Raw genomic sequence first — 12,169 nt, 5'->3', positions numbered from 1 at the left:
TTTCATAATAGATTTGGATAGAGCTTACGGGAGATTACTTGTTGATACCACGGTGAAAAGAATTTCTAAAATTGCAAAGTACGCAATTTAAGAAATACTATGTTTCACCGGAAAAAACGCAAGCGTTTTTTCGGTGGTGTAGCAAAGTTTTAATCGTGGAAAGATCGGATCGTGTCCGATTGGGTGAGAGCCCCAATCAATTAGTAACTATTGAGCGTACAACTAACAGACCAAACGTACGCACGCACAACGAAAGTTGTGAGCGCAGAAATGTTGCGCAAAGCGTAAGAGATTACGCAGGAAAATGGAGGAAACGTAAATGGCTCGTATCGCAGGTGTAGACTTACCTAGAGAAAAACGAATTGAGATCGGTTTGACCTATATCTATGGAATAGGCAGACCTACTGCTGACAAGCTGTTAGCAGAAGCAGGTGTAAATCCTGATACCAGAGTGAGAGATATTACCGATGATGAGGTAAAGAAGATCAGTGAAGCTATCGAAAAGCTTGGCGTTATGGTAGAAGGTGATCTGAGAAGAGAAATCGCTCTGAATATCAAGAGACTTCAGGAAATCGGCTGCTATCGTGGTATTCGTCATCGTAAAGGACTTCCTGTTCGTGGTCAGAAGACTAAGACCAACGCAAGAACTCGTAAGGGACCTAAGCGCACGGTGGCAAATAAGAAGAAGTAATTGAGATCAAAATGTAACTGTGAGAGGGAAGCAAATGTAAGCATCCCCAGGAAATGAGAAAGTAGGTTAGTTTAAAATGGCTAAAAAAGTTGCAAAGAAAGTAACAAAAAAGCGTGTAAGAAAAAACGTTGAACGCGGACAGGCACATATTCAGTCTTCTTTTAACAATACAATCGTAACGTTAACAGATGCTGAAGGTAATGCTCTTAGCTGGGCAAGTGCCGGTGGTCTTGGTTTTAGAGGTTCAAAGAAATCTACTCCATATGCTGCACAGATGGCTGCTGAAACAGCAACAAAGGCTGCTCTTGTTCACGGATTAAAGTCCGTTGACGTATTCGTAAAGGGTCCTGGTTCAGGACGTGAAGCAGCAATCAGAGCTCTGTCTGCAAGTGGACTGGATGTCTTAAGCATTTGTGATGTAACTCCTGTACCTCACAATGGATGCCGTCCGCCTAAGCGTCGTCGCGTTTAGTGAGAAATCGTCAGAAGACGAAACAATTAATTTTAATGAAGTAACATTAGAACAAGTTGGATGAAAGTGCCGCATTGCGGCACTGTAAACAACCCTCGGAAGTCACTTCCGAAGTATAAAGAAGGGAAAATAAAAAAATGGCAGTAAATCGCGTACCTGTACTGAAAAGATGTAGAGCCCTTGGCCTTGAGCCTTCTTACCTGGGCTATGACAAGAAGTCTAACAGAACCTCTGCAAGAGCAGGCAAAAAGGTATCTGAGTACGGACTTCAGTTAAGAGAAAAGCAGAAGGCTAAGTTCATCTATGGCGTTCTGGAGAAGCCTTTCCGTAACTACTATGAGAAGGCTGATAGAATGAAGGGCATGACCGGTGAGAACCTGATGACCCTGTTAGAGAGCAGACTGGACAATGTAGTGTTCAGAATGGGTTTTGCAAGAACCAGAAGAGAAGCAAGACAGATCGTTGACCACAAGCATGTACTTGTAAACGGTAAGTGTGTAAACATTCCTTCTTACCTGATCAAGGCTGGCGATGTTATCGAGATCAAGGAGAGCGCTAAGTCCATGCAGAGATACAAGGATATCCTTGATGTTACTGCTGGAAGATTAGTACCCGAATGGATCGATGCTGATGTTGAGAACTTTAAGGGAACCATCAAGAATCTGCCTACCAGAGAGATGATCGATGTTCCTGTTGACGAGATGCTTATCGTCGAGTTGTACTCCAAGTAAGTTTTATGTAACCCCAATGAACATTTCCTGTGGAATATTATTCCATGGGATATTGTTCGTAAGAACATGTCAACATATAAAGTTCGCAAAGGAGGGTATTGGCAGTGTTTGATTTTGAAAGACCTAATATTGAGGTTAGCGAGATTTCAGAAGACAAAAAGTATGGTAAATTCGTAGTAAAACCCCTGGAAAGAGGCTATGGTATTACTCTGGGTAACTCCCTGAGAAGAATCATGCTGTCTTCCCTGCCCGGTGCTGCAGTGAGCCAGATCAAAATTGAAGGTGTTCTTCATGAGTTCAGTTCTATTCCCGGCGTAAAGGAAGATGTATCTGAGATCATCATGAACATCAAGAGCCTTGCAATCAAGAACAACAGCGAGACCAATGAGGCTAAGACTGCATATATCGAGTTTGAAGGCGAAGGTGTTGTAAGAGCTTCTGATATCCAGTGTGACCAGGATATTGAAATTCTGAACCCCGACCTTGTAATCGCTACTCTGAGCGGTAAAGATACCAAACTTTACATGGAGTTAACTATTACAAGAGGCCGCGGCTACGTAAGTGCCGACAAGAACAAACACGAAGATTTACCAATCGGCGTAATTGCCATTGATTCTATCTATACACCTGTAGAGAGAGTTAACGTTACGGTAGAAAATACCCGTGTAGGTCAGAGTACTGATTTCGACAAGCTTACATTGGATGTATACACCAACGGAACCCTGGCTCCCGATGAGGCAGTCAGCCTGGCAGCCAAGGTGCTCAGCGAGCATCTGAACCTGTTCATCGACCTTTCCGAAAATGCTAAGACCGCTGAGGTTATGGTAGAGAAGGAAGATGACGAGAAGGAAAAGGTTCTGGAGATGAGTATTGACGAGCTGGAGCTTTCCGTTCGTTCTTACAACTGCTTGAAGAGAGCAGGTATCAATACTGTAGAAGAGTTAACCAATAAGACTTCAGAAGATATGATGAAGGTTCGTAACCTCGGACGTAAATCTTTGGAAGAAGTTCTGGCTAAACTGAAAGAGCTGGGATTACAGCTGAACCCCAGCGATGAGAACTAATTTCAGCTGAACATAAAAAGTTAGATTTCCGTATCCGGTAAGCCCAAAGTGTTCGGATGCGGTTTATCTCTAAATGGCAAAAAACAACGCATTCGGTAAGTAAGTCCAAAGTGCATGGCCGGATGTACCATGAATGGAGAAAGGAAAATTATCATGGCAAAGTACAGAAAACTCGGCAGAACATCTGCACAGAGAAAGGCATTATTAAGAAATCAGGTAACTGCAGTGATCAACAACGGCAAGATCGTTACCACCGAAGCTAAGGCTAAGGAAGTACAGAAGATCGTTGATGGACTGATCGCTCTGGCAGTAAAAGAGAAGGATAACTTCGAAACTGTTAAAGTTACCACCAAGGTTGCCCGCAAGGACAAGGACGGCAAGCGCGTAAAGCAGATCGTTGACAAGGAGACCGGTAAGGTCCTGGCTGAGTCCCATCGCGATAAGGATGGCAAGCTGGTTAAGATCGAGAACGGTGTTACCGTTACTGTATACGACGAAGTTGAGAAGGAGATCAAGAAGGATCTGCCTACCAGATCTCATGCACGTCGTCAGATGCTGAAGGTTCTGAACCCTGTAGTTGAGGTTCCCGCTGATGTAGCAGGCAAGAAAAAGAACACCAAGGAAGTTGACCTGGTTGCAAAGCTCTTCGATGAGTATGCTCCCAAGTATGCTACCCGTAAGGGTGGTTACACCAGAATCGTTAAGATCGGTCAGCGTAAGGGTGACGCAGCTATGACTGTTGTTCTGGAGTTAGTTTAATCCATAACTTATAAGCAGACATAAAAATAGCGCTTTCGGAAATAAGTTGGTTTATTTCCGGAGGCGCTTTTTGTGTATTCAAAGTATACAAATCGAGTAGGAGACAGTCTACTCGATTATTACAGGAAAATGATTGCTTACAAGCGGCTTACTCCACTACCTTCTGAAAATGCTGATAATCCTTGCAGGAGTTCCAGTGACCTCCCCAGGTGAAACCATGTTCCTTAAATAACTGATAGCACAGATCGTTTTCGTCAATTTTGTAGGGGAAGGAAGAGGTTCTGTCTGCATAGGCGGAAGCGTTTGCAGGAGATACCTTTTCGCTGCCATCCTTATTGTAAGTAATATAAGGATTATAAAAGGGATTGATATCGATCGCCAGCCCTAATGCATGCTTGGACAGGGAGGAAGTTCCTTCCACCGGGCGGTAATTGAAGCAGGAGGTATTGTTATCCTCCATGGATGCGAGGTCATCCCCATCATATTCATCGATCAAAAGTACCTTTTCCAGCTGATATTCATTACAATACAGCTCGTAGAAGATCTCTGTCAGGTCCTGCGCGATCGCCTTGTTACAGATTAATTCCCCTTCTGCAGGATTTCCTTCAAAATTATAATGCCTTATATGTACATAGCGCAGATCGTCATAGCTGATTTCGACAGATTTCAACAGTGTTTCCGAAGAACTATCAGAGTTATCCACAGTGGCTGGATAAGAAACACCTGTTATGTATCTCTGTAATTTTTCGGATAACGGCTCATAATAGAAGCCGTCGGACAGCGTGGTCCGCTGGTCGCTCAATAGCTCTCCATTCAGGGAATAACCGGTCAAAACAGTAGTTTCTGCCATGGAAGATCCTTCCTGCAAGTTTTCTGTCGCATTTTCATTGGAATTGTCGACAACTGGTGTAGGCGCTGGGGTAGGTGACGGCTCTGCCGTCTGATAAGCCAGGGAAGGATTGTCCACCGCATAATCCCCCAGAGTGTAGGAATTGTGTTGGGATACCCTTAGCAGTCCTCCGGCCACGACAGTGATGAGCGCAAGGATACCAACCATCTTCCATATTTTATTGCGATCGATCGGATTCATAGAATACCTCCTCGTTTTATTTTCTGAAATTATCTGCAGTAGCAAGATACAAGCATAACTATAAAGGTTTTTGGAAAGCAGTACAAGAGATTTTGAAAAAGTCGGGTCAGTTCCCCGTTAGGTGTTGTAAATCTGTGCATAATCTAGTAAAATAGGAGCGATATCTTGCAAATGCAGAAGATAGCAGATTCTCCGGCACTAAGCGAATATGGAATGGAGATTATTTATGAAGATCATTAAAGCAGATAATGTTGTATATGAATATATTCGTCGGGATGAAGAGGGAAATGTGGAAGGAATCACAAGAGCAGTGAATGATGTTTCTCTTGATATAGAGCAGGGACAGTTCATAGCCATCCTCGGACATAACGGTTCCGGCAAGTCTACGCTGGCAAAGCATATGAATGCCATCTTAAATCCGACAGAGGGAACACTCTGGGTCGATGGTATGGACACGAAGGATGAGGACAACATCTGGAAGGTCCGTCAGACAGCCGGCATGGTGTTTCAGAATCCGGATAACCAGATCATAGGACAGGTAGTGGAAGAAGATGTGGGATTTGGTCCGGAGAACATGGGGATCCCCACGGAGGAGATCTGGCAGCGTGTGGAAGAGAGCTTACGTGCGGTAGGCATGTACGAATATCGAAAGTATTCCCCGAATAAGCTGTCCGGTGGGCAGAAGCAGAGAGTGTCTATTGCCGGAGTACTGGCCATGCATCCCAAATGCATCGTATTGGATGAGCCGACTGCCATGCTGGATCCCAGTGGACGTAAGGAAGTCATCCGTGCAGTCCGTGGATTGAATCAGGTGGAAGGTGTTACGCTGATCCTGATCACTCATTATATGGAAGAGATCATTCATGCGGACAAGGTATTTGTCATGGATGAGGGAAAAATTGCCATGCAGGGTACCCCCCGGGAAATCTTTTCACAGGTGGAGCAGCTGAAAAAGCTACGGCTGGATGTGCCGCAGGTAACGCTGTTATCGTATGAATTGCAGAAACGCGGAATTCCGCTGCCGGATGGCATATTGACAAGAGAAGAGCTGGTCAATGCACTGGGCTATGGAAAAACCGACAGGAAATAGTGGCGGGGATGGCAGCGAATGAAAGTACCCGGGAAAGGATCGAAAAAATGTCTATCATATTAGATCATGTGAATTATGTATACGGTGCAGATACACCGCTGGCAGTTCATGCCCTGAACGATGTCTGCCTGAAGATACCGGATGGACAGTTCATCGGTATCATTGGGCATACCGGCTCCGGTAAGTCCACGCTGATGCAGCATATGAACGGATTGATCCGTGCTACCGACGGACATATCTATTTTAACGGAGAAGATATCTACGACAAGGATTATGATATGAAAAAGCTCCGCAGCAAGGTAGGGCTGGTGTTCCAGTATCCGGAGCATCAGCTGTTTGAGATCGATGTATTCAGCGATGTTTGTTTCGGACCGAAGAATCTGGGACTGGATAAAAAAGAAGTGGAGCTTCGTGCATACGATGCTCTGAAAAAAGTAGGACTGCCGGACGAGCTTTTCTATCAGTCACCCTTTGAACTGTCCGGTGGACAGAAGCGTCGTGTGGCGATCGCCGGAGTACTGGCAATGAAGCCGGAAGTGCTGATCCTGGATGAACCCACTGCCGGGCTGGATCCCAAGGGAAGAGATGAGATCTTACAGCAGATCAAAAAGCTGCAGACCGAGACAGGACTTACGATTCTGCTGGTATCCCACAGTATGGAGGATGTGGCGGAATACGTAGACCGTATTATTGTGATGAACAAGGGAAGCGTCATGTATGACGATACCCCGAGAGAAGTGTTCAAACATTACAAAGAATTGGAAGAAGTAGGACTGGCAGCACCGCAGGTCACCTATATCATGCATGAGCTGAAAGCACGGGGAGCGGATGTGGATGTAGATGCCACAACGATCGAAGAGGCTGCGGAAGAAATTGCAAGAGTCTGGAAACAGAACAATCAGAAGTAATGATTTGAACTGCAATGCTCAAATTGCAGCATGAGCAGAGAGAAGATACGAGTTCTGACCCGACAGGAGCCGGGCAGAAACTCTGGTGAGGAGCAATATGCTTAGAGATATTACATTAGGACAATATTATCAGACGGAATCATTGATTCATAAGATGGATCCCCGGGTAAAGCTGGGAGGTACCGTTTTATTTATCATTTCCCTGTTCTTTTTCAAAAATTATGCAGGGTATGTGATTGCGGCACTTTTCCTGGGATTAGTGATCCGTCTGTCGAAGGTACCTTTTAAATTCATGGTAAAGGGAATGAAGACCATTGTTATGCTCATGCTGATCACAGTGGTGTTCAATCTCTTTCTGACACCGGGCACACCGTTATTCACGATCTGGAAGCTGACCATTACGCAGGAAGGTCTGAAGATGGCCATTTCCATGGCAATCCGCCTGACGCTGCTGATCATTGGATCCTCTGTGATGACGCTGACTACCACACCGAACAATCTGACGGACGGTATGGAGAAAATGATGGGACCCTTAAAAGTATTCAAGGTGCCCGTACATGAAGTGGCCATGATGATGTCCATTGCACTTCGTTTTATTCCTATATTATTAGAAGAAACGGATAAGATCATGAAAGCGCAGATCGCCAGAGGTGCGGATTTCGAGAGCGGCAATATATTCAAACGTGCCAAGGCAATGGTGCCCCTTTTAGTACCGCTGTTTATCTCCGCGTTCCGCAGAGCCAACGACCTTGCCATGGCAATGGAGGCCAGATGCTATCGCGGCGGAGAGGGCAGGACGAAGATGAAGCCGCTGATCTATCATAAGAGAGATTACATTGCTTACGGCTGTATTGCAGCATATATGGTGATCAGCATTGTGGTAGGAAGGCTACCGTTTTTACCGTAAATTTTTACTGCAAAACAATAATGCCCATAGCAGATAGTATCTCGTCAAATACAGGAAAGAATGCCGGGGAACCTAAGACAGGTGGCAGGAGAGAAAGCGGGTGAAATACAGTGGAATCGGAAATGATAATAGAACAGCTGTCAAAGCAGCCGGAAAAAGAAAAAAAGCGTGTCCGCCTGACCGTGGCCTACGACGGTACGAATTATCACGGCTGGCAGATCCAGAATAACGGGATCACCATCGAAAGCGAACTGAACCGGTGTCTGACCGATCTGCTGCGGGAGCCTGTTGAGGTCATCGGTGCCAGCCGGACAGATTCCGGTGTGCATGCACTGGGGAATATCGCTGTGTTTGACACGACCAGCCGGATGCCTGCGGAGAAAATTTCTTATGCGCTGAACCAGAGACTTCCGGAGGATATCCGGATACAAAAGTCCGAACAGGTGCCGGATGACTGGCATCCCCGCAGATGCGACAGCCGCAAGACCTATGAATACCGGATCTACCGGGCACAGTTCCCCATGCCGGTGAAACGTCTGTATTCGCTGTTTACTTATTATGAACTGGATGTGAACCGGATGCAGGAAGCTGCGGCTTATCTGGAGGGAGAACATGATTTCAAAAGCTTCTGCCAGACCGGTGCCCAGGTGGAATCCAGCGTACGCACCATCTATTCCGTGGAAGTGGAAGAGCAGGGAGAAAATGATCTGGTGATCCGGGTCTGTGGTAATGGCTTCTTATATAATATGGTGAGGATCATTGCCGGAACCCTGTTAGATATCGGACAGGGCAAGCGGGATCCCATGGATATTTTCACGATCCTCGAGGCAAAAGACCGCAGTGCAGCGGGACCTACCGCACCGGCCCATGGACTGACGCTGATGAAATACGAGTTTCTGTGACAGTTCAGCATGCGTCATCTGCAAAGCCGCATTGTTACGTTTTACGGCTGAACTGTAAAAAGTTTTAAAATTATCTTGACACTAATTGCCTGGTGCCATATAATATATGACTGTGACAGTGTTTCAATATGCTGAGTCAAAGCCCCGACGAAGCATTGAAATAAAGTATTCAACCGTTTTGGGAAGAAGTAAAATGTAGCCGGACATCTGCAGATTACTATCAGACCGGAACACTGAAAAAGTCGATCAGGAATCGGCGAAAGTAATATGGAGGGAACATAATGAAAACATTTATGGCTAGTCCAGCTACAATCGATAGAAAATGGTATGTAGTAGACGCTACTGACATGACCTTAGGCCGTCTGGCATCTGAGGTTGCTAAAGTGCTGAGAGGCAAGAATAAGCCTATCTTCACTCCCCACATCGACTGCGGTGACAACGTTATCGTTATCAATGCTGAGAAGATCAAAGTAACCGGTAAGAAGATGGACCAGAAGGTATATTATCATCATTCCGATTACGTTGGTGGCTTAAAAGAAGCTACCCTGAGAGAAAAATTAGAAAAGAAGCCTGAGCAGGTAATCGAGCTTGCAGTTAAGGGCATGCTTCCCAAGGGACCTTTAGGAAGACAGATGTTCACCAAACTTCACGTATATGCAGGACCTGAGCACAAGCATGAAGCTCAGAAGCCTGAAGTACTGACATTCTAAAGGACTGAGAGGAGGAAAATAAATCATGGCTAAAACAGAAAGATACTACGGAACCGGTAGAAGAAAGAAATCCATCGCCAGAGTATATTTAGTACCCGGTAATGGTAATATTACAATCAATAAGAGAAGCATTGATGAGTACTTCGGTCTGGAGACTCTGAAGGTTATCGTTCGTCAGCCTCTGGCAGCTACTGAGACTGCTGAGAAGTTCGACGTTCTGGTTAACGTTCGCGGTGGCGGATACACCGGCCAGGCTGGTGCGATCAGACACGGTATTTCTAGAGCTCTGCTTCAGGTAGACGGTGATTTCAGACCCGTTCTGAAGAAGGCTGGATTCCTTACCAGAGACCCTCGTATGAAGGAAAGAAAGAAATACGGCTTAAAGGCTGCTCGTCGCGCACCTCAGTTCAGCAAACGATAATCGACTGCTCAGACTATATCAAAATGGTTCAAAAACCCCGGAAAATCAAGGCTTTCCGGGGTTTTCTTATACCTAAGCGGGTGACAAAAGTTTGACCTCATTTGACCAAACGAGAGCCGTTTTCACCCAATTTTTAGTGGTTAAATATAGGACAACCGGCAAAATGGGGTCAAAAAACGGCCTTAGTGGTTAAAAAATAGGACAACCAGAGAGCAATTTCGGGAGTATTTTTGAGGGTGAACCAAGAATAACGGAAAACGGAATTGATTATATCCTTGTCGGAGATTACTACATCCCAGATTTGAAACTGCCGGAAGAACACCGCCCCATCGGAAAGTATGGACGGATGCACCGGGAATATTTGAGAGAAGTCCACCCAGCCAGATTGAACACATTGATACTGACCGGAGAATTGTGGACATATCTTGCAGACCTGAACGAACAGGCACAGGAACGGTTAGATACCATCATGGAGCAGATGAAAATTGCCGAGGGCGTAACCGAGAAATTAAAGTGTACCCGTCAAATGGAATGGGTGCAGCGTTGCAATAACATTCGCAATCGGGCAGAAGAAATCGTTTTGCATGAGATGATTTATTTATAACGGTATGGTAGAATGATTATCGCAAATTGATATCTATTCAACTCAACGTTGAGATTCCCTTCAACGATTAGTATGTTCCAAATAAATTCTCTATTTGATATACTGAGGTCAAATATAGTATAAAGGAGATTTGTTTTATGGATCAGAAAAAAATAGGTGCATTTATTGCACAGTGTAGAAAAGAAAAAAGTCTAACACAAATACAGCTTGCCGAACTATTAGATATTACCAATCAGGCGGTTTCTAAATGGGAAAATGGTAGAGGAATGCCCGATGTGTCGCTTTTACAACCTTTATGTGATGCTTTGGGCATTAGTTTGAACGAGCTTTTTTCTGGGGAACATATATCGGCAGAGGAATATAAAGGAAAGGCGGAAGAAAATATTTCCAAACTTTACAAAGAAAAGCAAATTGCCAATCTTAAACCAATAAAATACTTATTCTCTACATGTTCTAATGTAACATTGCTTGTAGCAGTGATTGAATTAGCTGTTGGTTTTATTGGGAATTTTTTTAATCCAACTATATTGAAGGTCATGTTGCTCAATGCCTCTGTGTGGATAATGTTGTTTCTGATTTCAGTGGGTAAGCTGACATACGATAAGAAAAGATTGAAAAACCTGAAGCATTCAGGTACTTGTATAGACTCTGAAATCAAGGATATAATTCCAGCATCATGGATTAGGGTTGGAAATTACATCTGTTGCAGAATTGTATGTGGATTTATTTACGAGGGTAAGGAATACAAAGCAGTAAGTAATTACTATGTTTTGACACCATTTCACCGAAAGGAGGATTTATATGCGAATGTTTTTATCGAGCAAAACAATCCTACCAAATATAGTATAGAACTTTTTCAAGAAAGTAGGTAATTCAGTCAAGAATTTCTCAAAAATCATATAAGCCTATTTAAAGCTGTCGTTGCAGGAAAGTCCCGTGATGACAGCTTTCTTTCTTATCGTTTTTTCCGCTGGCTGATAGGCGTTCCCATTTTCTTTGACTTTTTGAGAATACGAATGAGGGTGTAAAGGAAATCCTTACCCAACTCTCCAAACTTTCATAACAGGGATAGATACTCCATTTGCGGAGGGAGGAACGGCGTTTCTTCGCCGCACCTTCCTCCGCTTTTTCTTTTTGGCGGTATCCTTGTCTTTTGTCTGTCCGTACCGGATAATATGAGTAGAATAGGAAGCGTAGCAAAGGAGTGAAAACAGATGCTGATCTTTGAAAAGGTGCTGGAGATTTTTGCGGACTACCTGGCCGCAGACGAGACCATCGAAGTTTATATCAGCCGTCACGGATGTGTAAGGGTGGAATTTGACCAGGACTTTCACTATTGCACCGGCGAGGTGTGCCATACTCCCAAGGAACTGTTCGACCTCTTAGCCGATGATTACCGGACTTATCTGGAGATTGAACTGACCAAAGGAAAACGGTAAGTGACGGAAGATGATGAGAGAGAAGCGGATGCCTTGTGCAAACGGCATCTGGAGCGTTGGAAGGAGAAACTGGAATGAAGATTTTGAAATGCCTGCTGATGATCGTAACTGCACCGGTCTTTTTGGTGTTGACGCTTTTTGTCTGGCTCTGCACGGGGCTGATCTACATATCTGGTCTGGTGCTTGGTCTACTCAGCACGGTAATTGCGCTACTTGGCGTGGCTGTGCTTATTACCTATTCCCCGCAGAATGGTGCGATTTTGCTGGTTATAGCTTTTTTGATTAGCCCGATGGGATTGCCGCTTGCGGCGATCTGGCTGTTGGGTAAGGTGCAGGATTTGAAATATGCGATCCAGGATTGGATGTATGGGTAAATGATGT

General features: G+C 44.7%; 15 protein-coding genes and 1 pseudogene. 15 read left to right on the top strand and 1 reads right to left on the bottom strand.

The annotated features are described in order from the left end of the window. The first annotated feature begins 319 nt into the window (after nt 1-319). The 5 genes from rpsM (at nt 320) to DWZ61_RS05925 (ending at nt 3,717) form a co-directional block, all read left to right on the top strand. Complete coding sequence (gene rpsM, locus DWZ61_RS05945; protein ID WP_022154290.1) at nt 320-691, top strand: 30S ribosomal protein S13; 372 nt, start codon at nt 320-322, stop codon at nt 689-691. Nucleotides 692-767: 76 nt separating this feature from the next. Beyond that, a complete protein-coding gene (gene rpsK / locus DWZ61_RS05940; RefSeq protein ID WP_022154289.1) occupies nt 768-1,163 on the top strand; it encodes a 30S ribosomal protein S11 in 396 nt (131 codons plus the stop codon). A gap of 137 nt (nt 1,164-1,300) precedes the next feature. Further along, nucleotides 1,301-1,894 carry a 30S ribosomal protein S4 gene (gene rpsD / locus DWZ61_RS05935; RefSeq protein WP_022154288.1) on the top strand — a complete coding sequence of 198 codons (594 nt, stop codon included), beginning with the start codon at nt 1,301-1,303 and terminating at the stop codon, nt 1,892-1,894. A gap of 104 nt (nt 1,895-1,998) precedes the next feature. Then, nucleotides 1,999-2,958, top strand: a complete 960-nt coding sequence (locus tag DWZ61_RS05930; RefSeq protein ID WP_022154287.1) for a DNA-directed RNA polymerase subunit alpha — start codon at nt 1,999-2,001, stop codon at nt 2,956-2,958. A gap of 153 nt (nt 2,959-3,111) precedes the next feature. Continuing rightward, on the top strand, nt 3,112-3,717 hold the full coding sequence (locus DWZ61_RS05925) for a L17 family ribosomal protein (protein ID WP_118537779.1): 606 nt from the start codon (nt 3,112-3,114) through the stop codon (nt 3,715-3,717). A 148-nt stretch (nt 3,718-3,865) separates the two neighbouring features. Here DWZ61_RS05925 and DWZ61_RS05920 read toward each other — a convergent pair whose 3' ends face one another. Further along, complete coding sequence (locus DWZ61_RS05920; protein ID WP_243026362.1) at nt 3,866-4,807, bottom strand: M15 family metallopeptidase; 942 nt, start codon at nt 4,805-4,807, stop codon at nt 3,866-3,868. Nucleotides 4,808-5,033: 226 nt separating this feature from the next. Between DWZ61_RS05920 and DWZ61_RS05915 the strand changes: the two genes are divergently transcribed. From DWZ61_RS05915 to DWZ61_RS05870, 10 genes and pseudogenes are all read left to right on the top strand, one after another. After that, on the top strand, nt 5,034-5,897 hold the full coding sequence (locus DWZ61_RS05915; protein ID WP_118537778.1) for an energy-coupling factor transporter ATPase: 864 nt from the start codon (nt 5,034-5,036) through the stop codon (nt 5,895-5,897). Nucleotides 5,898-5,944: 47 nt separating this feature from the next. Further along, nucleotides 5,945-6,805, top strand: coding sequence for an energy-coupling factor transporter ATPase (locus tag DWZ61_RS05910; RefSeq protein WP_118537815.1), 861 nt, complete (start codon nt 5,945-5,947; stop codon nt 6,803-6,805). 97 nt (nt 6,806-6,902) lie between these two features. Then, complete coding sequence (locus DWZ61_RS05905) at nt 6,903-7,712, top strand: energy-coupling factor transporter transmembrane component T (RefSeq protein WP_118537777.1); 810 nt, start codon at nt 6,903-6,905, stop codon at nt 7,710-7,712. 122 nt (nt 7,713-7,834) lie between these two features. Then, entirely contained in the window at nt 7,835-8,614 is a 780-nt protein-coding gene (gene truA / locus DWZ61_RS05900) for a tRNA pseudouridine(38-40) synthase TruA (RefSeq protein ID WP_118537776.1), read from the top strand. 281 nt (nt 8,615-8,895) lie between these two features. Continuing rightward, a complete protein-coding gene (gene rplM, locus DWZ61_RS05895; protein ID WP_022154280.1) occupies nt 8,896-9,324 on the top strand; it encodes a 50S ribosomal protein L13 in 429 nt (142 codons plus the stop codon). 25 nt (nt 9,325-9,349) lie between these two features. Then, nucleotides 9,350-9,745 carry a 30S ribosomal protein S9 gene (gene rpsI / locus DWZ61_RS05890; RefSeq protein WP_022154279.1) on the top strand — a complete coding sequence of 132 codons (396 nt, stop codon included), beginning with the start codon at nt 9,350-9,352 and terminating at the stop codon, nt 9,743-9,745. Nucleotides 9,746-9,971: 226 nt separating this feature from the next. Then, nucleotides 9,972-10,349 carry a TnpV protein gene (locus DWZ61_RS05885; protein WP_118537775.1) on the top strand — a complete coding sequence of 126 codons (378 nt, stop codon included), beginning with the start codon at nt 9,972-9,974 and terminating at the stop codon, nt 10,347-10,349. Between the two features lie 137 nt (nt 10,350-10,486). Further along, a complete protein-coding gene (locus DWZ61_RS05880) occupies nt 10,487-11,221 on the top strand; it encodes a helix-turn-helix transcriptional regulator (protein ID WP_118537774.1) in 735 nt (244 codons plus the stop codon). A 342-nt stretch (nt 11,222-11,563) separates the two neighbouring features. Next, nucleotides 11,564-11,866 (top strand): annotated as a pseudogene (locus tag DWZ61_RS05875) (hypothetical protein). Further along, nucleotides 11,863-12,162, top strand: coding sequence for a CD1845 family protein (locus DWZ61_RS05870; RefSeq protein WP_117465483.1), 300 nt, complete (start codon nt 11,863-11,865; stop codon nt 12,160-12,162). Before DWZ61_RS05875 ends, DWZ61_RS05870 begins: the two are co-directional and overlap by 4 nt. Nucleotides 12,163-12,169 lie beyond the last annotated feature (7 nt).

Source organism: Clostridium sp. AF34-10BH, assembly GCF_003478095.1.
Classification (GTDB): Bacteria; Bacillota; Clostridia; order Lachnospirales; family Lachnospiraceae; genus Acetatifactor; species Acetatifactor acetigignens.
The sequence above is the reverse complement of the archived record's forward strand: the minus strand, read 5'-3'. Positions and strand labels throughout refer to the sequence as shown.